Source organism: Streptomyces sp. NPDC044921 (assembly GCF_056432865.1).
The window spans coordinates 304626-325628 of record NZ_JBWKIF010000002.1 but is presented as its reverse complement, the minus strand read 5'-3'; the positions used below and the strand labels follow the sequence as shown (position 1 = coordinate 325628).

Below are 21003 nucleotides of genomic sequence, written 5' to 3'. Positions count from 1 at the left end.
CGGTCGCCTCCCTGCCGCCGACAGGAACGGACACCGCGGCGCACCGGTCCGAGCCCCGGCCACCGGCGACAACGGACACCGGACACGCACGCCCGGGCGGGGGGCGGTCGGGGGCAGCGGTCGGGGGCGCCTCCGCGTGCCGGGCGCGGTGGGGGCGATGGCGGCCGCTGCCGGGAGCGGGGCGGGTGGGGGCGGCGGTGTGCCGGCGGTTCCGCACGTCCCGGGGTGCCGCCGGGAACCGGTGGGACGGTTCATGACCGCAGCCGTTCCCTGACCTCCGGGCGGGGCGCGGTCGCCGGCTCGGGGGTCGCGGACGGGGTGTGCGGGCGGGCCGTGCGGTGCGCCAGGCGGCCGCGCAGCCAGTGCCAGGTCGCGGCGGGCGGGACGAGCGCGCTGGTGACGGCCATGGTGAGCACCTCGTCGCGGGTGCGCGGGCCGGGCAGGATCCGGGCGAGGGCGAACTCGGCGGTGCCGGCCAGCCAGGCGGCGGCGCAGGTCCCGGCGAGGCGGTGCCGCCCGAGCAGGGCGCAGCCGACGGCGGTCACCCCGGCCCCGGTGACGGCGAGGTGCGCGGGCAGGCGTCCGCGCGGCGCGCCCGCCCGGCGCCACCAGTGGCGGCCGTGCAGCCGGGTCATCAGGACGTCGTCGGCGTTGCCGGCCTGCAGCCGGACGGAGATCCAGCGCCCGGCGGGCCGGACGGGGTGGGTGGTGGTGCGCCGGCCACCGGTGAGCGTCCACCCTGCGTCCAGCATGCGCAGCGCGAGGTCCGCGTCCTCGCGGAAGGCCCGCCGGAAGCGCTCGTCGAAGCCGCCGACGGCCACGAGCGCCGCCCGGCGGTAGGCCATGTCGGCGGTGATCCAGTGGGCACCGGCGAGTCCGGCCGTGTTGCGCTCCCAGTCGGTCGGCCGGCGGCCGGGCGGCAGGGGCACCTCGATGCGGGCGGTGATCCCGGCCGTCCGGTCCGACGCCGCCGTCAGGTCGAGGGTGAGGTCGTCGCCCCAGGTGGGGCCGGGCACGACGTCGTCGTCGAGGAAGACGATCCAGGGCACGTCGCCCGCCGCGCGCCAGCCGAGGTTGCGCGCGGCGGCGGGTCCGCGCGCTCCCCCGGGCACCACGACGGTGCGGGCGCGCAGTGACGGCGGCACGTCGGCGGTGAGGGCGACCCCGGCCGGGTCGGGCCGGTCGTCGACGAGGACCACGCGGACCGGGCCGGGCCCGGCCGCCTCGGCCAGGGCGTGCAGGCAGGTGCGCAGACTGGGCCGGCCGAGGGTCGGGATCACCACGGCGTACTCGGCGTCCCGCGCCGCGCCGCCCGGGGCGGTCACCGGGGGCCTCCCGCGGCGTCGGAGCGCAGGGCGTCGCCGCCCCCGGTGCGGAAGAAATCGCCGCGGCGGATGGCGTACGGGCCGATGGCCAGCAGGTCCACGGGCGAGGAGCCGAAGCACTCCAGGGCGTCGCGCGGGTCGTCGACCATGGGCCGCCCGGCCGTGTTGAGGCTGGTGTTGACCACCACGGGCAGTCCCGTGAACCGCTCGAACGCGCCGAGCATGCGGGCCACCAGGGGTTCGCGGTCCGGGTCGACGGTCTGGATGCGGGCGGTGCCGTCGACGTGCACGACGGCCGGGATCCGCTCCCGCCAGGCCGGGGCCACGTCGTGCACGAACAGCATGTAGGGGCTGGGCAGCGGGCCGTCGAAGATCTCGGCGGCGCGGTCGGCGAGGACCATGGGCGCGACGGGCCGGAACTGCTCGCGTCCCTTGACGTCGTTGAGGCGCTCCAGGTTGCCCGCGTGGCCGGGGTGGGCCAGCAGGGAGCGGTGGCCGAGGGCGCGCGGGCCGTACTCGGAGCGGCCCTGGAACCAGGCGACGATCCCGTTGTCCGCGAGGGCACGGGCGACGGTCTCGGCGATGTCCGCGGGCCGTTCGAAGGGGACCGCCGCCGTCTTCAGCCAGGCGCCGAGCTCCGCGTCGGACCAGTCCCGGCCGAGGTCGGCGCCGGTCATGGGTTCCGGCTGGTCGCCCTCCACCGCGGACAGCAGCAGGGCGCCGCCCAGGGCGGTGCCGGCGTCGCCCGCCGCGGGCTGCACCCACACCCGGGAGAAGGGGCCCTCGCGGGCGATGCGGGAGTTGGCGACGCAGTTGAGGGCGACGCCGCCGGCGAGGGTGAGCACGCTGTCGTGGGTGCGGCCGTGCAGCCAGCGCACCAGGTCGAGCAGGGTCTCCTCCAGCACGGCCTGGGCGCTGGCGGCGACGTCGGCGTGGTCCTGCGTCCACGGCTCGTCGGCTCCGCGCGGGGCGCACAGCTCGTGCCAGGGCACCGCGGTGGCGTGGAAGCCGCCGTCGCCGGTGGGGTACACGTGGCGGCGCAGCTCGGCGAGCATGCGCGGGGTGCCGTGGGAGGCCAGGGCCATCACCTTGAACTCGTCGGAGGAGCGCAGGAAGCCCAGATGTGCGGTGAGTTCCTCGTAGACCAGGCCGAGCGAGTGCGGCAGCTCCTGGCTGTGCAGCGCCTCCAGCCGGTCGCCGACGCGGCGTGCGGCCAGGTGGGAGGCGCGTTCGCCGCGGCCGTCGAGGACCAGTACGGAGGAGTCGCCGGCGTCCGGTGCGGCGAAGGCGCCGGAAGCGGCGTGGGCCATGTGGTGCGGCACGAACCGGACGTTGCCGGGGTCGAGGCCGGGCAGGGCCGACGCCAGGAAGCCGGGGGCCTCGCGGGCGTAGGTGAGCCGCAGGTGGTCCCACGGGTCGTCCAGGCCCATGGCGTCGGCGGGCCGGGCGAGCGCCGGGTCGAAGGAGTAGGTGACGGCGTCGAGGTCCTGGGGGCGCAGCCCGGCCCGCTTCAGGCACCAGGCGGCGGCCTTCTCGGGCAGCTCCCAGGCGGAGAAGGGCAGGGGCCGCTTGCCGTGCTTGCGCCGGGAGAACCGCTCCTCCTCGGCGGCGGCGACGGTCCGTCCGTCGACGACGAGGGCGGCGGCGGGGTCGTGGAAGAGGGCGTTGATTCCGAGGATGCGCATGGGGTGGCGGGCCTTTCGGCGGTGGGGGCGGGACCGGGCGCGCGGGGCGCGGGCCTCCGGCGGCGGGGCCGGGCCCGGCGCGGTGGTGCGCGGGGCGGGCGGATCAGTCGTCGGTTCCCTCCTCGCGGAACCAGGCGATCGTGCGCCGCAGCCCTTCCTCGGCGCGCACCTGCGGCTCCCAGCCGAGCTTGTCGCGCGCCAGGGTGATGTCCGGGCAGCGCACGGCCGGGTCGTCCACCGGGCGTTCGATGAAGCGGATCTCCGAGGGGGACCCGGCGAGTTCGACGACCAGGCGGGCGAGGTCGAGCATGGTGATCTCGGCCGGGTTGCCGATGTTGACGGGCCCGCGCATGCCGTGGGCGGCCGCGGCGAGGATGCCGCGGACGGTGTCGTCGATGTAGCACAGCGACCGGGTCTGGCGGCCGTCGCCGGTGACGGTGAGGGGTTCGCCCGCCAGGGCCTGCCGTACGAACGTCGGGACCGCGCGTCCGTCGTGGCCGCGCATCCGGGGGCCGTAGGTGTTGAACAGCCGCACGATGCAGGTGTCGGTGCCGTGGGTCTCGGCGTGGGCCGTGGTCAGCGCCTCGCCGAAGCGCTTGGCCTCGTCGTAGACGCTGCGCGGCCCGACGGGGTTGACGTTGCCCCAGTAGCGCTCGTCCTGGGGGTGCTGCCGCGGGTCGCCGTAGACCTCGGAGGTCGAGGCCAGGACGAAGCGGGCGCGGGCGGAGCGCGCGAGTTCCAGGGCGTTGCGGGTGCCGGTGCTGCCCGCCTCCATGGTGTGCAGGGGCAGGCGCAGGTAGTCCGCGGGGGAGGCCGGGGAGGCGAAGTGCAGGACGAGGTCCGGCGGGCGCTTGATCCGCAGTCCCTCGGTGACGTTGGCCTGCACGAGCGTGAAGCCGGGCCGTTCCAGCAGCGGCGCGATGTTCTCCGGCCGGCCGGTGCTGAAGTCGTCCACGCAGGTGACGGCGCCGCCCGCGTCCAGCAGGGCGGCGCACAGGTGGGAGCCGACGAACCCGGCACCACCGGTGACGACGGCGTGTTCCCAGCTCCGTGAGAAGTCGGTGGTCATGTCGGTCTCTCCTCCGTCAGCGGCGTCACGGCACGGCACGACGGTTGGCGATCCCGGGCCGCCGAAGTGGCCGGAGGCCGTCGAGCCCACGCTCAGCGTCCGCCGAGGGTGGCGACGGGGCACGGTCGCTTACGGCAAACCGGTGAGTCACGGAGGGTGAAGGAGACCGTCAGGCGAGGTCCGCGCAGGCCGGAGGGGCCCACGGACCCGTTGGGGGGGGGCGGTCAGGCGATGAGGGCGCGGCCCGGGTTCAGGCGGTCGAGGAGCTGGTGGCGGTGGAGTTCCACGACGGGGGCGAGCAGATCCGGGTGGCGCAGGAGCGCGGCGGCGCTCCGGTCGCCGGCGTCGGGCGCGACGAGCCGGCGGAACTCGGTGGGCGAGCCGGTGCCACCCGCCCTCGGCGAGCGCCGCCACGGCCCGGGCGGCCAGTTCCGGGTCGGTGAGCAGACCGGCCGCCCAGCTCGCGACGACCTCGTCCACCCAGGTGCGCCAGGCGTGCGCGTCCTCGTCCTCGCCCTGGCCCGGGGCCGTGTCGGCGCCGGTCACCCAGTCGAGCCGCGCGGAACCGCCGGGGCCGGCCAGGCCGAGCAGGGCGGCGTCCATCGCCGTCGGGTACCGCAGCCACGCCGCGACCGTCACGGCCTGCCGGGCCTGCACCTCGCACAGGGCGGAGGCGAACGCGCCGCCGGTGGCGGGGAAGGCGCGGGTCAGCCACTGGGCGGTCGCCGCTATGACAGGGGAGAGATCTGCTTGCACTGCCGGGCCGTCCGAGGGGAGGGGGCGGGTCTGGTCGTAGACGGTAACCGCCGTTTCCCGGACCCGGACGTGACCGGGACCTCGTCCCTGATGTGGCCTCGGCCACATCATCGCCCCGGCCGTGAGGCCCGGGCTGCCGTCGGCGTGGCCTCCGGACGCGGGCGCCTGGACTGCCGGAGGGCCGGTGCCGCCCGGCGCCGCCCCGGCACGGGCCCGTCTCGCACCGGACCGCCGGAGCCGTCGCGCGCCACCGTCGAGCCTGTCCGCGACGGGCCGGGCAGCCGTCCGACTCGTTTCGCGACCGGCTCGGACGGGCATCCGGACGGATTTGCGCCGGGCCGGACGGGCATCCGGACCGACGCGCGGCCGAGCAGGGCAGGTAACCGACTCCATGCGCTGCCGAACCGGACGAGCACCCGGACCGACGCGCGCGGCCGACCCGGCCGAGCAACCGACTCCATGCGCTGCCGAACCGGACAAGCACCCGATCCATCCGCGCCCCCAGCCGGACAAGCACCCGGATCGATTCGTAGGCGGGCCGGAACAGGCACTTTCGCGATCGGGCGGGACAGGCGCCCGGATCGTTTCGCGCCTGGGCCGCTCGCAGGCCCGGACCGTTTCGTGTCCGGGCCGGTCGGGAACCCGGCCCGCATGCTGCGCCACGGTTCCGGACGCACCCGCCCGGCCCGGGCCGCGAGGTTCCGGTCGCCGGTGCGCACCCTGCGCTTCGACGGCTGGATCGCGGGGATCGGCACTGCGTCCGGCACCCGCGTCGTGCTCGGGCACTGGCCCGGGTCGCCGTTCGGCCCGTTCAGCGACGTGATGGTCGAGGAGGCCGACGGACATCGCCTGCTGCTGGCGCCGTCGCGGGAGACGGCGGAGTTCGTGGCCGGAATCTACGTCTTCGACGAGGTCCGGATCGTGCCGGTCCAGGTGCGGATCACCGGCCGCCGCCACTGGACCGTCTCCGCGCCACCGTTCGAGCTGCGCTTCACCACCGGTCCGAGGGCCCTGCCCGGTCTGGCGCTGCGGGCCGTGCCCGGCGGGCTCGCCACCAGCCCGGGGTGGCTGGCGCTGTGGGACCGGCCCGCCCGGCTGCTGCTCGGCGCCCACACGCACGGCAGCGCCCGGCCCGGCCGGCACCAGTGGTACGGCGCCCGCGACCTGCACCCGGTCGTCTCGGCCACGGTCGCGCGCGAGGGCCGCGGCCTCGGCGCCCTCGCCCCGGTCGATCCCCCCGTGCGGTTCGGGTCCGGCTCGGCGCCCCGCCGTCCCTGTCTCGTGCGCGTCACCACGCAGGTGGCCGTCGCCCCGGACCGCAGCACGACGGGAGCAGCGTCATGAGGGCCACGGCGTCATGGGGGCCACGGCGTCATGAGGTCACCAGAAGCGGCTGCTGAGGACGGGCTGGCGCGCCAGCTCCACGGCGTCCCGCAGCCGCAGGGCGACGCTGATGGTGGCGCGCAGCGCGGAGGGGCGTACCGTCTGGGCCGTCTCGGTGGCCAGGACCAGCAGGCAGGCCGCCGCCTGCTCCACCACGGACACCGGCAGGGTGAAGTCGCTGTCGGCCGCCGCGCGGAACGCCTTCAGGGGGACGGCGGCCCCGTCGATGGCCCGGTGCGCGGCCTGCTCCAGGTGGTGTGCGGCCTGTTCGCACACCGGGGCCGGCAGGGCGATGGTGCGCTGGAACGGTGAAGTCGTCATGACCCGACTGCTCCCCCGGCGGCGGCCTGTTCTGTCGACGCGGCAGGGGATTTCACCGTCCCGCGTGACGCCGGGACCGGGTGGGCAGGCGGGTGGCCGTAGCCTGAGTGGCGATCGAGCGCGGCGTGGAGAGGAAGGACGCATGACCGCCCGTAGGGATGTCGTGGCCCGGCTCACCGGGCGCGCGGTGAGGGGCGAGCAGGCCCTGTCCGGGTCCCTCGCCGAGGTCACGCTCGACGACGGGCGGGTCGTGGTCGTCAAGCGGTCCGACGCGCCGGGGGCGGCGCGGGCCGAGGCGGCCGGGCTGCGGTGGCTGGCCGCCGCCGGGACCGTGCGGGTGCCGGTCGTCCACGGCGACGAGGGGGCCTGGCTGGTGATCGACCGGGTCCCGCAGGGGCGGCCGAGCCGGGCGGCGGCGGTGCGGTTCGGGCGGGACCTGGCGGGGCTGCACGCCGCGGGGGCACCCGCGTTCGGGGCGCCCCCGCCGGGCGGGCCGGCGGACGCGTACATCGGGCTCGCCCCGATGCGCAACGAGCCCGGCACCGACTGGCCGGGCTGGTACGCCGGCCGGCGCGTGCTGCCGTACCTGCGGCGGGCGGTCGACCAGGGCGTGGTGCGGGCGGACGAGGCGGCCGTCGTGGAACGGGTGTGCGAGCGCCTTCCCGAACTGGCCGGGCCGGCCGAGCCCCCCGCCCGGCTGCACGGCGACCTGTGGAGCGGCAACGTGCTGTGGGCGGCGGACGGCGACGTCCGGCTCATCGACCCGGCGGCGCACGGCGGGCACCGCGAGACCGATCTGGCGATGCTGCGGTTGTTCGGCTGCCCCCATCTGGAGGCGGTGCTGGACGGCTACCAGGAGGTGGCGCCGCTCGCCGACGGCTGGCCGGAGCGCGTCGGCGTGCACCAGCTGTTCCCGCTGCTGGTGCACGCCGTGCTGTTCGGCCGGAGCTACGCCGAGCAGGCTCTCTCCGCGGCCCGCTCGGCCGTGACGCGCTGACCGGTCAGCGCGTCACCACGTGCCGCTCGTCGGGGACGCAGTGGGTCATGGTGAGGCCCTCCACGTCGCGCGGCTGGTTCTTGCCCAGCCTCGACAGGCGCTCCCGGTCCTCGTCCGTGAGGTCCTGGCTCGCCAGCGGCTCCAGGCCGGCCACGTCCTCCGGGCCGATGCCGAGCCCTTCCCCGACCCTGAGACCGAGGTCGTTCTCGACCAGCAGGAAGTGCCAGACCATGCGCTCCTGGATGGCGCGGTCGCACTGGGAGAGCTGGCCGATGAAGTTCTTCACCAGGTCGTCGCGCTCCCAGTCCTCCATCAGCAGGTACCGCTGGCCGGCCTGCATGTAGTCGTTGGTGCGCGGGATGCGCTTGCGGGTGAGCCGGCCGGTGATCTCGGGACCCTGCTCGTCGTGGGTCGGGTACTGCGCCTCGCGCAGGCCGCCGGTGATCGACGGCTCGTAGTTGACGTGCGGGTTCTCACCGCCGCCGTCCTGGTGGTACGCCATCTGGCCGTCGCGCTGGTTGGTGCGCACGTCGGCGTTCTTGGCCTGGTTGACCGGGAGCTGGAGGTAGTTCGGGCCGACCCGGTAGCGCTGGGTGTCGCTGTAGGAGAAGGTCCGGCCGACGAGCATCTTGTCGTCGGAGAAGTCCAGCCCGTCCACGAGGACGCCGGTGCCGAAGGAGATCTGCTCGTTCTCGGCGAAGAAGTCCTTCGGCATGCGGTCGAGCACCATCCGGCCCACCGGCTTCGGCGGGAATTCCTGCTCGGGCCAGGTCTTGGTGTCGTCCAGCGGGTCGAAGTCGAGCTCCGGGTGGTCGTGGTCGTCCATCATCTGGACCAGCAGTTCCCACTCGGGGTAGTCACCGCGCTCGACCGCCTCGTACAGGTCCTTCGTGGCGTGGCCCAGGGTGTCGGCCTGGACGTTGGCCGCGTCCTCCTCGGTCATGCTGCGCACGCCCTGCTTCGGCATCCAGTGGTACTTGACCAGCTTGGTCTCGCCGTCGGCGTTGACCCACTTGTAGGTGTTGACGCCGAAGCCCTGCATGTGGCGGTAGTCGCTGGGGATGCCGCGCGGGCTGAACAGGTTGACCAGCATGTGCATGGCCTCGGGCGTCTGCGACATGAAGTCGAAGATGCGGTTGGGCTTCTGCTCGAAGGTCACCGGGTCCGGCTTGAGGGCGTGGATGACGTCCGGGAACTTGATGGCGTCGCGGATGAAGAAGACGCCGAGGTTGTTGCCGACCAGGTCCCAGTTGCCGTCCTCGGTGTAGAACTTGACGGCGAAACCACGCGGGTCACGGGCGGCCTCGGAGGAGTCCCGGCCGCCGATCACGGTGGAGAAGCGGACGGCGACGTCCGTGCGCTTGCCGCGCTCCTGGAACAGTTTGGCCCGGGTGTAGCGGCTGATCGGCTCGTCACCCCAGGTGCCGTAGGCCTCGAAGTGGCCGTAGGCGGTGACGCCCCGGGCGTGCACGACGCGCTCGGGGATGCGTTCCCGGTCGAAGTGGCTGATCTTCTCGAGGAACTGGTAGTTCTCCAGCGTGGCCGGGCCGCGGGGGCCGACCGTGCGCTGGTTCTGGTTGTCGTAGACCGGATGGCCCTGGCGATTGGTGAGGACCTTGCGGTCGTCGCCCGGAGCGGGACCGGTGCCGGATACGTCCGTCATAAGCAGGGGCTCCTTCGGCTCGGGTCCGGGTGGCCGACCGGGTCGGCAGCGTGCACCGCCACCCGGCCGGCCATGGCGGAACGTCCGGGTACCCGGTGTCAGGGGATCACTCACGCGGGCCGGGCCGGGACCTGGTGCCCTTCCGGCCACCGCGGTGTTCCGCCTCCACGAAGGACCTGATCTCGTCCAGGAGGACCCGGTGGTTCTCGCCGAACGCGGTCACCGCCGCGAACATCGCGTCGACGGCCGCCCGCAGCGGGTCGGGCGCGGCGGCCGCCGCTATAGCGGGCAGCACCATGTGCGGCTGGGACAGGCGCAGGGACGGGTCCAGAGGGCCGAACGCGGCGATCACGGTGAGCTCGGCGGCGCCCGGGACCGGCGCACCGCTGGGCGCGGGGACCGGCTCGTGGCCCGGGTACGACACCGGCTGATCGGACGGCCACGGGACCGACTGATCAGCCGGCTCATGGTCCGGCCACGGGACCGGCTCATCGTCCGGCCACGGGACCGGCTCATCGTCCGGCTGCTCGCCCGGCTGATGATGACGGTCCGGACGTCGAGCCTTCGGCTGCTGCCGCACCTCGTGGAGCCTCTGCTCCCGGCGCCGGGGCGCGCGGTCTGGCTGCTTCCGGCCCCGCGATTGCGCCGGGCGGTGTTCCGGAGCCGGGCGGCGGCCGTCGACGGCACGCTGACGGAGGAGGGGCTGACCGAGCGGGTCGGTGCCGTGTTCGGGCTGTGACGCCGTACAACCCCGGCCGGGTGTGGAGGGTCTGTACCACCGTGGGGACAAACCCCTTCAACTCGTTCCAACGGGGGAACACATGAGCCTGACCCGCAAGCCCACCCGCCGCGGTACGACCGCGGCCCTCGCCCTCGCGCTGGCGGCCGCCCTGGGCGCCGCCGGTGCCGGCGCGTCGAGCGCCGTCACCACCGCGCCGCAGACCCGGCAGATCGCCTCGTCCACCCTGGGGTCCGACTACAAGATCACGCTCACCGCGCTGCGCTCACCGCAGGACGAGTACGCCGCCTCCGTCCGCCTGCAGGTCTTCACGCGGTCCGGCGGCGCTTGGACGGAGTCGGACCGGGTGACCGTGGGCGAGGTGGACGGCTGGTTCTGGTACCCGCTCACCGGCAAGGGCGCCGTCTGCGCGTTCTCCACCGCGAGCACCGAGCCCGCCCCCTTGACCGTGAGCCTGCTGCGCACGCCGTCCCTGGGCTGCTCCGAGCCTGCGCACTACACGGTGCGGGAAGGCAGGGTGTACACCGGCTGACCGGCCCGGCACGCGCGACGGCCCGGACCCCGCCTGGGGTCCGGGCCGCTCGCTCACGGTGGGATCAGCCCTCGCTGAGGCGTGCGCGCAGCAGGTTCTTGCCCAGCTCGGCCCCCTTGCGGCTGTCCGCCTGCGCCTTGCGGAACAGATCCGCGACCTCGGTGTCCTTGGCGCGCTCCGCGTCCTGGATGTAACCCTCCAGACGCAGGGCGTTGCTCAGGCACGCCTCGACGTACCAGATCAGGTTGTAGTCCTTGTCCTGCGTACCGGTTGCGCCGCCGGTCTCCGTCTCGCTGGTCATTCGGACCTCCTTCTCCGTGGAGCGGACCTCTTCAGGCGCCGGCCGGGTACCCGGCCTCGGGGAGGACACACAGCCCGCAGTCACCACGTTCGGTGTTTTTTCCGGTCACGACGGCCCGGGCAGCCCCGTACGCACCACCAACTCCCCTCATCCGCACGGCAATTCCGACAGTTGCCCCAGATGCGTACGGTCACCGATCACTTTCGCAGAGAAGTGGCGCTCCACCGTGCGAGACCGGTCGATGACGGTGTGTACTGTGCTGCGGGTGGTTCGCCAGAGCACCACGGACGCCGCCCTGCCCGGCCCCCTACTGGAATCGACTCGATGATCGACATACCGGACCTGGCCGTCGGCGGTCTCGCCCTCGGCACACTGTCCGCGTTCGCCCTCGGCGGCGGACTGCTGCGCACACGGCGTCAACTGGCCCGGCAGCGGACGAGGACGGCCGCACTGCGGGCCCAACTCGACGGTACGTCGCGGGCGTTCACGGCCGAGGTGGAGCATCTGGCGGCGCGACGCCTGCCGGCCGCGGCCCGGCAGGCCGCCCACCCGCACGTCACCGTGCCCGGCCCGCTGAACCCGCAGCTGACCGGCTCGCCCCTGGGGCTGGCACTGGAACAGGTGCTCAAGGGGGTGCACGCCGAACTCGCCACGCAGCGCACCCGGATCGACGCGGCCGCGCAGGCCGGGATGCGGGGCGCCACCCGGGAGATCCAGGCGGCGCTGTACCGGCTGCAGGACGCCCTGCGCGGGCTGCAACACCGTTACGACGATCCCGAGTTGTCACAGACCCTGTTCGAACTGGACCACGAGAACGAGCAGTCGCTGCGCCGGGCGCAGGTCGCCGCGGTGGTGTGCGGCGCGTGGGTCGGGCTCGCCCGTGAGGAGTCCCACCTCGTGGACGCGGTGACGGGCGGTCAGGCCCGGCTCGCGGGCTACCGGCGCGTCCGGGTCCACAACCATCTGGAGGCCGGGACGGCCCTGGTGTCCCACGCCGTCGAGCCCGTCGCCATCATCGTCGCCGAACTGCTGGACAACGCGCTGCGGCACTCCGCGCCCGACACCGAGGTCGTGGTCAATCTTGAGGCCGTCCACCACGGGGTCTGTGTCACCGTCGACGACGCCGGTCTCGGCATGTCGCCGGACGAACGGGCCCGTGCCCAGCGGATGGTGGCCGGTTCCGGGCCGATCCTGCTGACCGAGCTGGGGGACCCGCCGCGCATGGGGCTCGCCGCCGTGGGTCAGCTGACCCGGCAGTTCGACCTGAGCGTGGACCTGTCCTCCCCGTCGCCGTACGGCGGTGTGCGGGCGGTGCTGCGCATCGACAGCCACCTGCTGAGCCGGATCGATCCCGAGGAACTGCCGCCGGCGGCCGGCGCCCCGCGCTCGACCCGCGCGACGCGGCGGGACAGGGCGGGCGGCGCACGGCCGACGGCCCCACCCGCACCGGCCCGGACCGCCGCCGCGGAACCCCCGGCCACCGCCCCGGCCCGGACCGCCCCGGGCCCCGCCCACGGCCCCGCGCGGGGCGCCTCCGCCTCCGGCCACAGCACGGCGCGAGACATCACCGCCCCCGAGCACGGCACGACGCGAGACCCCTCCGCCCCTGACCACGGCACGGCGCGTGACGCGCCCGGCCACGGCCCCGCACCAGATGTCACCGCCCCCGGCCACCACCCCGCCCTGGACGCCGCAGGCCTTCACGACGGCCCGCGCGGCACCGCGCGCGAGGACGGCGGAGGCCTGCCCCAGCGGCGCCGCCGCAACCGTGCGGCGTCACCGGCCGGGCCCGCCGCGGAGGCCCCTGCCGGGGTGCCGCGGCGCAGGGCGCCGCGCCCCGAGGAGGCCGCCGCCGCCCTCGGCGCCCTCCAGTCCGGCACGACGGCCGCGCGGTCCGCCACCCGGTCGAACGCCGGGGCCGTTCCGGCCGTATCCGACAGTGAGCCGGCCACGACCACGGCCGACGCGTCGGGCGACGGCCCCGGCCACGATCACGACCGCGACATCCGCAACGACCGCAACGACCGCAACGACCGCAACGACCACGAAGGGGGAACGGCCCGATGAGCAGCCGCGCAACGGGGGACACGGCATGGGTGCTCGATCCGGTCCTGGAGGTGCCGCACACCGTGGCCGCCGTCCTGCTCACCCGGGACGGGCTCGTGCTCGGCTGGACCGACGCGCTGTCGCGGCCGTCGGCCGAGCGCGTCGCGGCGATCACCAGCACGGTCCAGGGCGCCTGCCGTACCGCGGCGGCGGCGTTCGCGGACACCGACCGGGCCGACATCCGGCAGGTCGTCATCGAGTCGGACCACGGCTATGTGCTCATCGTGCCGACGGACCACGGGACCTGCGTGGCGGCGTACGGCGATCCCGAGGTGCGCCTGGACCTGCTCGCCCACCGGGTGCACTCGCAGGTGGCCCGTCTCGGCGAGAAGGCGATGGCCGCCGGTCCACGGGGTGCCGACGGCGACGCGCCGGCATGACCCGCCGCCGCGGCGGCCGCCCCCTGGTTCCCGCGTACCTGTCGACCGGCGGCGTGGCGCGCCCCAGCCGTACCCATCTGGAGCGGCTGTCCGTCCTCACCGGCAGCGGCGAGCGGGCCCCCGCCGATCTGCCCGCCGCCCAGGCGGCCCTCCTGGAGGAGCTGGAGCACGGGTCGCTGACGGTGGTGGAGGCCGCGGCGCTGCTGCGGCTGCCCGTCTCGGCGGTGCTGGTGCTGGCCGCCGGCCTCCTGGACCGCGACCTGGTACTGGCCCGCGCGCCGATCCCGCCCGCCCGGCGCTTCGACCCCGACCTGCTGAAGAGAGTGGCCGATGGCCTCCGCGACCTCAAGCACCGTTGACGACCGGCCCGCCGAGGCGGACGTCCATCTCCCGGACACCGCCCGGGACTTGGTGAAGATCCTGGTCACCGGGCCCTTCGGGGTCGGCAAGACCACCCTGATCCGCTCGGTGTCCGAGATCCGCCCGCTGCACACGGAGGAGCTGCTCACCGAGGCGTCGGCGCAGGTGGACGATCTCGCCGGGGTGCGCGACAAGTCCACCACCACGGTCGCCATCGACTTCGGCCGGATCAGCCTGCCGGGCGGGATCGTGCTGTACCTGTTCGGCACGCCCGGCCAGGAGCGCTTCCGGGAACTGTGGGACGACATCGCCTACGGGGCGCTCGGCGCGCTCGTCCTGGTCGACGCCCGCCGCATCGACGCCTCCTTCGACGTGCTCGGCCTGGTGGAGGAGTCGGGACTGCCGTACGCGGTGGCCTTCAACACCTTCCCGGACGCGCCCCGGCACCACACGCCCGGGCAGTTGCGCGCCGCCCTGGACCTGGAGCCCACGACCCCCATGGTGACCTGCGACGCGCGGGAGGCCGACTCCTCGATCGACGCCCTGCTCGCGCTGGTGCAGCACTTGATCGACCACCACCCCCCGGAGCCCCGGTGACCCACCCGTCCCCCGCCGAGCACGCCTTCTCCCTGGCGGCACCCGTCCGCCTCTGGGAGGACGGCTTCGCCCGCGACCCCTACTCCTCCTACGCCGCCCTGCGCGCCCAGGGCCCGGTCGGCTGGGCGGAACTCGCGCCCGGTGTACCGGCGTACGTCGTCACGGACCGGCGGGCGGCACTGGACCTGCTGCACGACACGGAGACGTTCTCGCGCGACCCGCGGCCGTGGGAGGCGACCGTCCCCGACGACTCGCCGGTGCTCGGCATGATGCGCTGGCGGCCCAACACCCTGTTCGCCGACGGCGCCGCCCACCAGCGCTACCGGACCTCGCTGATCGACGCCTTCGACCTGGTGGAGCCGCACGATCTGCGGGCCCGGGTGCACCGGGCGGTGCACACGCTGGTGAGCCGGTTCGGGCCGCGCGGCGAGGCCGACCTGGTCGGCGAGTTCACGCGGCCGCTGATGGCGCAGGTCTTCAACAGCCTGTTCGGGCTGCCGGACAGCGCCGGTGACCGGCTCGACGCCGCCCTCGGGAAACTCATCGAGGGCGGCGCATGGGCGGCCGAGGGCGAGGCCGGATTCGCCGGGTACGTGCTGGAGCTGATCGCGGCCAAGACCGAGCGGCGCGGCGACGACCTGCCGAGCTGGCTGCTGGACCATCCGGCCGGGCTGACCCCCGAGGAGGTCACCTGGCAGGTGTTCCTCACGCTCGGCGCGGGCCACGAGCCGACGGCGAACCTGGTCGCCAACGCGCTGTCGCGGATCCTCGGCAACCCGGCGTTCTCCTCGACGCTCACCAGCGGCGCCCGCCCCGTGCGGGACGCGGTGCTCCAGGTCCTGCACCACGAGACGCCGCTCGCCAACTACGGCATCCACTACGCCCGTACGCCGGTCGCCTTCCACGGCGCGTGGATCCGGGCGGCGGTGCCGGTGGTGGTCTCCTACGGGGCACTCGCGCACGCCGCCGAGCAGGAGGGCGGCGCGGACCGGCACCCGTCCGACGCGTCACACCTGTCCTGGTCCGCGGGCCCGCACGCCTGCCCGGTCAAGCAGCACACCCTGCTCATCGCCACCGAGGCGATCGAGCGGCTCACGCAGTGGCTGCCCGACCTCGAACCGGTGCTGCCCCGCGAGCGCCTGACCTGGCGGCCGGGCCCGTTCCACCGCTCGCTGACGGCGCTTCCCGTCCGGTTCAGCCCCCGCTCCCCCGACCAGCCAGGAGGACGACCGTGACCGACCGCATCGCTCTCGACCCCTTGGGCGCCGACATCGCCGCCGAGAGTGCCCGGCTGCGCGCCCTCGGCCCGATCGTGCCCGTGGAACTGCCGGGCGGCATCCCCGCCTGGGCGCCCACGCGGTACGACACGCTGAAGGAGCTCATCCTCGACCCGCGGGTCAGCAAGGACCCGCGACTGCACTGGCGGCTGTGGCCCGAGCTCGGCGAGCACCCCTCCTGGGCCTGGATCCTGGGCTGGGTGGGCGTGGTCAACATGCTCTCCACGTACGGCGCCGACCACGCCCGGCTGCGCAGGCTCGTGGCACCGAGCTTCACGCACCGGCGCACCGAGGCGATGCGGCCCCGGGTGGAGGCCGTCACGGCGGAGCTGCTGGACGCGCTCGACGGGTCCGGCGGCGAGGTCGTGGACGTCAAGGAGAGGTTCGCCCACCCGCTGCCGATGCGGATCATCTGCGAACTGTTCGGCGTGCCGGACGGGCTGCGGGAGGACACCGTCCGGCTCGTGGCGGCCATCATGGACACCTCCGACCCGACCCCGGAGCACGCGGCGTCCGTGCAGCGGCAGATCGGCACGGTGCTGCCGGCGCTGATCGCGCACCGGGCCGCACACCCCGGCGACGACCTGACGACCGAGCTGATCCGGGTCCGGGACGAGGACGGCGACCGGCTCAGCGAGGAGGAACTGCTCTACACGCTGCTGCTGGTGATCGGGGCCGGTTTCGAGACCACCGTGAACCTGATCGGCAACGCGATCGTCGCCCTGCTGCGCCGCCCGGAGCAACTGGCGGCCGTGCGGTCCGGGGAGAGCGGCTGGGACGCCGTCGTCGACGAGACGCTGCGCGCCCACCCGTCGATCGCCTCGCTGCCGCTGCGCTTCGCGGTCGGCGACCTCACCGTGGGCGACGTGCGGATCCCGGCCGGCGACGCCATCATCACCACCTACGCCGCCGCGGGGCTCGATCCCGAGCACTACGGGCCGGACGCCGACGTCTTCGACGTCACGCGCGCGGCCGACGACCACCTGTCCTTCGGGATCGGCGTCCACCGCTGCATCGGGGCGCCGCTGGCCCGTCTGGAGGCCCTCACCGCGCTGCCCGCGCTGTTCGCCCGGTTCCCGGACCTGACCCTGGCCGCCGGCGGCACCGGGCTGCGCCAGGTTCCGTCGTTCATCGCCTTCGGCTGGCAGGAGATCCCGGTCCGGCTGCGCGGCTGAGGCGGCCGGAGGCACGGGCAGCGCGCGGGAGCGCGACCGGTCCCCCGTTCCGGTCGGGCCCCCGCGATGCGTCGAACCTACGTGCAGGGCCGAGACCTTGTGAACCGCGTCGATGCCCGCTGCGCGCTCACGAGGGCTCACCCGTGCACAGCTGAGTCCGGATGGCCCTGTTTCGTCCCGCCGGAACCGGGCCGGCCGGTTGCCCGGAGGCAAGGTCCTTCAGGAGCGGGGGTCCACGAGCGGCAGGTCGAGATCGCCCACGGCGAGGTGCGCCAGCACGACTTCGTACAGGTCGCTGCCGCCGGTCAGCAGCCGGCGCTCCAGGAGCGGTTCGGCGGTGCGGACGTGTTCGCGGACCGTCTGGGCGTGCACTCCCAGCGCCTGCGCGGCCCGCTCGGCGTTGCCGCCGGCGGCGATCCAGGCCCGCAGTGTGCGGCGCGGGTTCCTGGCGTCCGCGTCCAGGCGGTCGAGCAGCGCCTCGGCCCAGGTGCGCAGGGCGGGCCCCGACAGCAGGTCGGCGAGGTCCGGGCCGGGGCCGCGGGTGTCGCTCGGGGCCGGGGCGTCGGCGAGCCCGATCTGCGTGTTGAGCGCCAGCTGGACCACGGCCCGGACGGTGAGGTCGGTGAAGTCGGTGCCGAGCAGGGCCTCGACGCGTTCCATGCGGGCGCGGACGGTGTTGCGGCTGACGCCGAGGACCTTGGCGGCGGCGACGGCGGTGAACTCCAGACCGAGGCGGCTGGTGGCCAGGAGCTCGGCGCGGGTGTGGTGCGGCAGGGTGTCCAGCGGGCGCAGCAGCCGGGCGGTCCAGGCGCGCAGCGCCCCCGGGTGCATCAGGCGTTCGGGGTGGGTGCGCTCGGCGTACACGGCCGTCTTGTCGGGCCGGTGGTGCGCGACGGCGAGGGCGCTGACGGCCTGCCCGTAGGCGGTGGCGGTGCGGGCGAGGCTCTGCCGGACGCTGCCGCCGAGGTAGGTGTCCCGGTGCCGTCCGACGAGGGACTTCAGCGCGTCGGCGGTGGCCTCGCGCGGGCTGACGACGATCACGTGGCCGTCCATGGCGGGGCAGCGCACCACCAGAGCGTTCTCCCTGGTGTGGTCGAGGCAGTCCTCGATGACGCGGTCACGGGCGGCGGGATCGGACTCGACGACGTACACGCAGGCGGTGTCGGCGTCGAGGAGGCCCGGCCACAGTCCGGCGGCGACGCGGCGGGCGGCGACGGTGTCCTCGACCATCAGCAACTGCAGGATGGCCAGGCGCAGGTCGGAGGTGGCGCGCCGGAGCCGGTGCCCGGCGACGGTGGACTCACGGGCCGTCAGCAGCAGCTCGATCACCTGGGCGGTGTGCGTGACGACCTCGGAGGCCCGCCGGTCGAAGGGGGCCGGCCGGGACACGGCCAGGACACAGGGGTGGGAGGGGTGCTCCACCCGGACCAGACGCAGGTGGCGCTCCCGGCTCTGCCAGGCGGCGGAGGCGATCCGGCCCGCGGTGATGTCGGCGGCGAGGTCCTCGTCCAGGGTGAGCCGGGTTCCGGCGACGAGGTTCCCGGCCGCGTCCTGCAGGGCCGCCGACCCGTCCACGGCACCGGCGAGCCACGCCACGACCCGGTTGACGTCGCGCCCGGCCGGCCGCAGGTGTTCGAGCAGTTCCCGCGCCCACGCCCCACTCGCCTCGACGCCCGTCCGCCGCTGTCCGTTCCCGTCCTCCCGGCCAGCCACCTCGGCTTTCCCCTCCTTCCTCGCACCGCCCCCCGGCGCACCGGTCGGGGACGTTACCCGAGCCGCCCCGGGGCGTCCGCCCGCGGGCCCGCTCCCCCACCGTGCGCCGACAGCGCGCCCGGGCGGCATAAGCTCGGCGGATGGCGAAGTACTACGACGTGCACCCCGACAACCCCCAGCCGCGCACCATCGGCCAGATCGCCGACAGCATCCGCGCGGACGCCCTTGTCGCCTACCCCACGGACTCCTGTTACGCACTGGGCTGCCGCCTGGGCAGCCGGAACGGCATCGACCGGATCCGCGCGATCCGCAAGCTGGACGACCGGCACCACTTCACCCTCGTGTGCCAGGACTTCGCGCAGCTCGGCCAGTTCGTGCGCATCGACAACGACGTGTTCCGCGCGATCAAGGCCTCGACGCCCGGCAGCTACACGTTCATCCTGCCGGCGACCCGGGAGGTACCGCGCGTGCTGCAGCACCCCAGGAAGAAGACGGTCGGGGTGCGGATCCCCGACCACGTCGTCACCCAGGCCCTCCTCGCCGAGCTGGGCGAGCCGCTGCTGTCCAGCACCCTGCTGCTGCCCGGTGAGGACGAGCCGATGACGCAGGGCTGGGAGATCAAGGACGAACTCGACCACCTGCTGGACGCGGTGGTCGACTCCGGCGAGTGCGGCACCGAGCCGACGACGGTCATCGACTTCTCCGGCGGGGAGGCCGAGATCGTGCGGCGCGGCGCGGGCGACACGTCACGGTTCGAGTAAAGGGCGCCCCAAGGGCTGTTCACGGGCGGGCCGCGGGACCGGGGGCGGGCGCCGCGCCCCCGGGCCCGCCGTGCCACGATGCCCGTGATCCGTTCGGTCACGCGGACGGGTTCCCGGCCCCGACCCCGCAGAGAGGCAGCCCCGCCATGACCGCCGTACAGGGAACCTCCGTCGACGTCCCCACCGGGGACGGCACCGCCGACGCCTATCTGGCCCACCCGGCCGACGGGGCCGCCCATCCGGCGGTCCTGGTCTTCATGGACGCCTTGGGTCTGCGTCCGGGACTGCGGTCCATGGCGGACCGGCTGGCGGCGGAGGGCTACACGGTGCTGGTGCCCAACCTGTTCCACCGGGCCGGGCGCGCCCCGCTGTTCGACCTGCCCGCGTTCATCGACCCGGGGGCGCGTCCGGAGGTATTCGAGCGGATCATGCCGGTGATGCGGGCCCTGACCGACGACCTGGCGATGCGGGACGCCGGTGCGTACCTGCGCTGGCTCGCCGGGTCCCCGGTGGCGGCCGACGGTCCGGTGGCGCTGACCGGCTACTGCATGGGTGCCCGCCTGTCGCTGCTCACCGCGGGCACCCATGCCGAGCGGGTGGCGGCGGCGGCCGGTTTCCACGGCGGGCGGCTGGCGACGGACGCGCCCGACAGTCCGCACCTGGTGGCTCCCCGGGTCACCGCCGAGCTGTACTTCGGGCACGCCGACCGGGACCCGTCGCTGCCGCCGGAACAGATCGAGCGCCTGGAAGAGGCCCTGACGGCGGCGGGCGTCCGGCACCGCTGCGAGGTGTACGCCGGTGCGCCGCACGGCTTCACGCAGGCCGACACGGCGGCGTACCACGAGGAGGGCGACCGGCGGCACTGGGCGGCACTGCTGGACCTGCTGCGGCGCACCTTCTGACCCCTTTCGCCACCTGTGCGCGCCCGAGTTGGCGGCCTACCCGTAGTAAGGGCTTGCTCCGCGGGGTCCCTGCGCGTAGACCTTGCGAACAAGCAGCCCTGACTCGGGGGGAGTTGGCTCATGGACGGCACGGTCGAGGGGTTCCGCTACGGCGCGGTGACTCCGGTCGCGGCCTATCTGATGGCCTGTCTGGGCGGGGCGCTGGGCCTGCGGTGCATCGTGCGCTCGCTGCTCGGCGCGCGGTCGTGGAAGCCGGGCTGGCTGGCCCTGGGAGCGGCCTCCATCGGGTGCGGCATCTGGACGATGCACTTCATCGCCATGACCGGTTTCCACGTGGAGGAGACCCGGGTCCGGTACGACGCCGCCACGACCGTGCTCAGTCTTCTCGTGGCCGTCGTCGTGGTGGGCGCCGGTGTGTTCACCGTCGGCTACCGCGGCCCGGGCACCCGCACCCTGGCGGTCGCGGGGACGGTGACGGGCCTGGGGATCGCCGGCATGCACTATCTGGGCATGGCGGCGATGCGGCTGAACGGCGACATCCGCTACGACCCGGTGGGCGTCGCGCTGTCGGTGCTGATCGCCGTCGCCGCCGCGACCGCGGCGCTGTGGTCGGCCGTCACCGTCCGGGGCATGGGGACGAGCCTCGGGGCGAGCCTGGTGATGGGGGTCGCGGTGTCCGGGATGCACTACACGGGCATGGCGGCCGTCCGCGTCCACGTGCACGACACCACGGGCGGGACGTGGGCGGGCGACTCGCCGATGTCGTTACTGCTGCCGATGCTGCTGGGGCCGGTCGTCTTTTTGCTGCTGGCCGGTGTCGTGGTGATGTCCGACCCGCTGCTGGTCGTGGGCGAGCGGCCGTCCCCCGCCGGACCGGCCCCCGCGGCCGCCGGCTCCGCGACGCGGCCGCGCCCTTCGTGGCGCCGGACGGCCGCACCGCCCCGCGGGCGGTGAGCACCCG

Annotated in this window: 21 protein-coding genes and 1 pseudogene; 13 read left to right on the top strand and 9 right to left on the bottom strand. The window is 74.7% G+C overall.

Translation table 11 applies throughout. The features are described 5' to 3' along the window. Positions 1 to 251: 251 nt before the first annotated feature. From AC07DA_RS04160 to AC07DA_RS04145, 4 genes and pseudogenes are all read right to left on the bottom strand, one after another. Positions 252 to 1325: a glycosyltransferase family 2 protein gene (locus AC07DA_RS04160; protein ID WP_479124391.1), complete on the bottom strand. Its 1074-nt coding sequence runs from the start codon at positions 1323 to 1325 to the stop codon at positions 252 to 254. Further along, positions 1322 to 3010 carry a carbamoyltransferase family protein gene (locus tag AC07DA_RS04155; RefSeq protein ID WP_479124389.1) on the bottom strand — a complete coding sequence of 563 codons (1689 nt, stop codon included), beginning with the start codon at positions 3008 to 3010 and terminating at the stop codon, positions 1322 to 1324. The genes AC07DA_RS04160 and AC07DA_RS04155 overlap by 4 nt, the downstream gene beginning before the upstream one ends. Before the next feature lie 103 nt (positions 3011 to 3113). Then, on the bottom strand, positions 3114 to 4079 hold the full coding sequence (locus AC07DA_RS04150) for an NAD-dependent epimerase/dehydratase family protein (protein WP_479124388.1): 966 nt from the start codon (positions 4077 to 4079) through the stop codon (positions 3114 to 3116). 224 nt (positions 4080 to 4303) lie between these two features. After that, positions 4304 to 4835 (bottom strand): annotated as a pseudogene (locus AC07DA_RS04145) (hypothetical protein). 651 nt (positions 4836 to 5486) lie between these two features. Here AC07DA_RS04145 and AC07DA_RS04140 point away from each other — a divergent pair. Next, complete coding sequence (locus tag AC07DA_RS04140; protein WP_479124387.1) at positions 5487 to 6179, top strand: hypothetical protein; 693 nt, start codon at positions 5487 to 5489, stop codon at positions 6177 to 6179. A 36-nt stretch (positions 6180 to 6215) separates the two neighbouring features. Here AC07DA_RS04140 and AC07DA_RS04135 read toward each other — a convergent pair whose 3' ends face one another. Next, positions 6216 to 6539, bottom strand: coding sequence for a hypothetical protein (locus AC07DA_RS04135; RefSeq protein ID WP_479124385.1), 324 nt, complete (start codon positions 6537 to 6539; stop codon positions 6216 to 6218). 142 nt (positions 6540 to 6681) lie between these two features. On the opposite strand from AC07DA_RS04135, the gene AC07DA_RS04130 reads away from it, so the two are divergent. Then, the gene (locus AC07DA_RS04130; RefSeq protein ID WP_479124384.1) at positions 6682 to 7536 is read left to right on the top strand and encodes a fructosamine kinase family protein; all 855 of its coding nucleotides are present in this window, start codon (positions 6682 to 6684) and stop codon (positions 7534 to 7536) included. A gap of 4 nt (positions 7537 to 7540) precedes the next feature. On the opposite strand, the gene AC07DA_RS04125 is transcribed toward AC07DA_RS04130, so the two are convergent. Both AC07DA_RS04125 and AC07DA_RS04120 read right to left on the bottom strand, forming a co-directional pair. Next, positions 7541 to 9199 carry a catalase gene (locus AC07DA_RS04125; protein ID WP_479124382.1) on the bottom strand — a complete coding sequence of 553 codons (1659 nt, stop codon included), beginning with the start codon at positions 9197 to 9199 and terminating at the stop codon, positions 7541 to 7543. Positions 9200 to 9305: 106 nt separating this feature from the next. Then, the gene (locus AC07DA_RS04120; RefSeq protein WP_479124381.1) at positions 9306 to 9623 is read right to left on the bottom strand and encodes a hypothetical protein; all 318 of its coding nucleotides are present in this window, start codon (positions 9621 to 9623) and stop codon (positions 9306 to 9308) included. 42 nt (positions 9624 to 9665) lie between these two features. On the opposite strand from AC07DA_RS04120, the gene AC07DA_RS04115 reads away from it, so the two are divergent. Further along, positions 9666 to 9938 carry a hypothetical protein gene (locus AC07DA_RS04115; protein WP_479124380.1) on the top strand — a complete coding sequence of 91 codons (273 nt, stop codon included), beginning with the start codon at positions 9666 to 9668 and terminating at the stop codon, positions 9936 to 9938. An 82-nt stretch (positions 9939 to 10020) separates the two neighbouring features. Further along, complete coding sequence (locus AC07DA_RS04110; RefSeq protein ID WP_479124379.1) at positions 10021 to 10470, top strand: hypothetical protein; 450 nt, start codon at positions 10021 to 10023, stop codon at positions 10468 to 10470. 64 nt (positions 10471 to 10534) lie between these two features. Here AC07DA_RS04110 and AC07DA_RS04105 read toward each other — a convergent pair whose 3' ends face one another. Next, positions 10535 to 10771, bottom strand: coding sequence for a hypothetical protein (locus AC07DA_RS04105; protein WP_311678792.1), 237 nt, complete (start codon positions 10769 to 10771; stop codon positions 10535 to 10537). A 324-nt stretch (positions 10772 to 11095) separates the two neighbouring features. Between AC07DA_RS04105 and AC07DA_RS04100 the strand changes: the two genes are divergently transcribed. The 6 genes from AC07DA_RS04100 to AC07DA_RS04075 are packed head-to-tail and all read left to right on the top strand — an operon-like array spanning position 11096 to position 16666. Next, positions 11096 to 12838 (top strand): ATP-binding protein, encoded by a 1743-nt coding sequence (locus AC07DA_RS04100; RefSeq protein ID WP_479124377.1) that lies wholly within the window; start codon positions 11096 to 11098, stop codon positions 12836 to 12838. Next, on the top strand, positions 12835 to 13257 hold the full coding sequence (locus AC07DA_RS04095; RefSeq protein WP_479124375.1) for a roadblock/LC7 domain-containing protein: 423 nt from the start codon (positions 12835 to 12837) through the stop codon (positions 13255 to 13257). The genes AC07DA_RS04100 and AC07DA_RS04095 overlap by 4 nt, the downstream gene beginning before the upstream one ends. Continuing rightward, positions 13254 to 13616, top strand: coding sequence for a DUF742 domain-containing protein (locus tag AC07DA_RS04090; RefSeq protein ID WP_479124374.1), 363 nt, complete (start codon positions 13254 to 13256; stop codon positions 13614 to 13616). Before AC07DA_RS04095 ends, AC07DA_RS04090 begins: the two co-directional genes overlap by 4 nt. Beyond that, positions 13588 to 14214, top strand: coding sequence for a GTP-binding protein (locus AC07DA_RS04085; RefSeq protein ID WP_479124372.1), 627 nt, complete (start codon positions 13588 to 13590; stop codon positions 14212 to 14214). Before AC07DA_RS04090 ends, AC07DA_RS04085 begins: the two co-directional genes overlap by 29 nt. Beyond that, positions 14211 to 15449, top strand: coding sequence for a cytochrome P450 family protein (locus tag AC07DA_RS04080; RefSeq protein WP_479124370.1), 1239 nt, complete (start codon positions 14211 to 14213; stop codon positions 15447 to 15449). The genes AC07DA_RS04085 and AC07DA_RS04080 overlap by 4 nt, the downstream gene beginning before the upstream one ends. Beyond that, complete coding sequence (locus AC07DA_RS04075) at positions 15446 to 16666, top strand: cytochrome P450 family protein (RefSeq protein ID WP_479124368.1); 1221 nt, start codon at positions 15446 to 15448, stop codon at positions 16664 to 16666. Before AC07DA_RS04080 ends, AC07DA_RS04075 begins: the two co-directional genes overlap by 4 nt. 219 nt (positions 16667 to 16885) lie before the next feature. Here the strand turns inward: AC07DA_RS04075 and AC07DA_RS04070 are convergent, their stop codons facing one another. Further along, positions 16886 to 18379, bottom strand: a complete 1494-nt coding sequence (locus AC07DA_RS04070) for a helix-turn-helix domain-containing protein (protein ID WP_479124366.1) — start codon at positions 18377 to 18379, stop codon at positions 16886 to 16888. Between the two features lie 140 nt (positions 18380 to 18519). Here AC07DA_RS04070 and AC07DA_RS04065 point away from each other — a divergent pair, with 140 nt between their 5' ends. The 3 genes from AC07DA_RS04065 (at position 18520) to AC07DA_RS04055 (ending at position 20996) form a co-directional block, all read left to right on the top strand. Next, positions 18520 to 19140 carry an L-threonylcarbamoyladenylate synthase gene (locus AC07DA_RS04065; RefSeq protein ID WP_479124365.1) on the top strand — a complete coding sequence of 207 codons (621 nt, stop codon included), beginning with the start codon at positions 18520 to 18522 and terminating at the stop codon, positions 19138 to 19140. 146 nt (positions 19141 to 19286) lie between these two features. Next, the gene (locus AC07DA_RS04060; protein WP_479124363.1) at positions 19287 to 20042 is read left to right on the top strand and encodes a dienelactone hydrolase family protein; all 756 of its coding nucleotides are present in this window, start codon (positions 19287 to 19289) and stop codon (positions 20040 to 20042) included. A 120-nt stretch (positions 20043 to 20162) separates the two neighbouring features. After that, the gene (locus AC07DA_RS04055) at positions 20163 to 20996 is read left to right on the top strand and encodes an MHYT domain-containing protein (protein WP_479124361.1); all 834 of its coding nucleotides are present in this window, start codon (positions 20163 to 20165) and stop codon (positions 20994 to 20996) included. Positions 20997 to 21003: the final 7 nt, after the last annotated feature.

Excerpts from the sequence above, each read along its gene's own strand:
- AC07DA_RS04155 (WP_479124389.1), bottom strand. The coding sequence starts at position 3,010 with ATGCGCATCCTCGGAATCAACGCCCTCTTCCACGACCCCGCCGCCGCC.
- AC07DA_RS04150 (WP_479124388.1), bottom strand. The coding sequence starts at position 4,079 with ATGACCACCGACTTCTCACGGAGCTGGGAACACGCCGTCGTCACCGGT.
- AC07DA_RS04140 (WP_479124387.1), top strand. The coding sequence starts at position 5,487 with ATGCTGCGCCACGGTTCCGGACGCACCCGCCCGGCCCGGGCCGCGAGG.
- AC07DA_RS04135 (WP_479124385.1), bottom strand. The coding sequence starts at position 6,539 with ATGACGACTTCACCGTTCCAGCGCACCATCGCCCTGCCGGCCCCGGTG.
- AC07DA_RS04130 (WP_479124384.1), top strand. The coding sequence starts at position 6,682 with ATGACCGCCCGTAGGGATGTCGTGGCCCGGCTCACCGGGCGCGCGGTG.
- AC07DA_RS04125 (WP_479124382.1), bottom strand. The coding sequence starts at position 9,199 with ATGACGGACGTATCCGGCACCGGTCCCGCTCCGGGCGACGACCGCAAG.
- AC07DA_RS04115 (WP_479124380.1), top strand. The coding sequence starts at position 9,666 with ATGGTCCGGCCACGGGACCGGCTCATCGTCCGGCCACGGGACCGGCTC.
- AC07DA_RS04110 (WP_479124379.1), top strand. The coding sequence starts at position 10,021 with ATGAGCCTGACCCGCAAGCCCACCCGCCGCGGTACGACCGCGGCCCTC.
- AC07DA_RS04105 (WP_311678792.1), bottom strand. The coding sequence starts at position 10,771 with ATGACCAGCGAGACGGAGACCGGCGGCGCAACCGGTACGCAGGACAAG.
- AC07DA_RS04100 (WP_479124377.1), top strand. The coding sequence starts at position 11,096 with ATGATCGACATACCGGACCTGGCCGTCGGCGGTCTCGCCCTCGGCACA.
- AC07DA_RS04095 (WP_479124375.1), top strand. The coding sequence starts at position 12,835 with ATGAGCAGCCGCGCAACGGGGGACACGGCATGGGTGCTCGATCCGGTC.
- AC07DA_RS04090 (WP_479124374.1), top strand. The coding sequence starts at position 13,254 with ATGACCCGCCGCCGCGGCGGCCGCCCCCTGGTTCCCGCGTACCTGTCG.
- AC07DA_RS04085 (WP_479124372.1), top strand. The coding sequence starts at position 13,588 with ATGGCCTCCGCGACCTCAAGCACCGTTGACGACCGGCCCGCCGAGGCG.
- AC07DA_RS04065 (WP_479124365.1), top strand. The coding sequence starts at position 18,520 with ATGGCGAAGTACTACGACGTGCACCCCGACAACCCCCAGCCGCGCACC.
- AC07DA_RS04060 (WP_479124363.1), top strand. The coding sequence starts at position 19,287 with ATGACCGCCGTACAGGGAACCTCCGTCGACGTCCCCACCGGGGACGGC.
- AC07DA_RS04055 (WP_479124361.1), top strand. The coding sequence starts at position 20,163 with ATGGACGGCACGGTCGAGGGGTTCCGCTACGGCGCGGTGACTCCGGTC.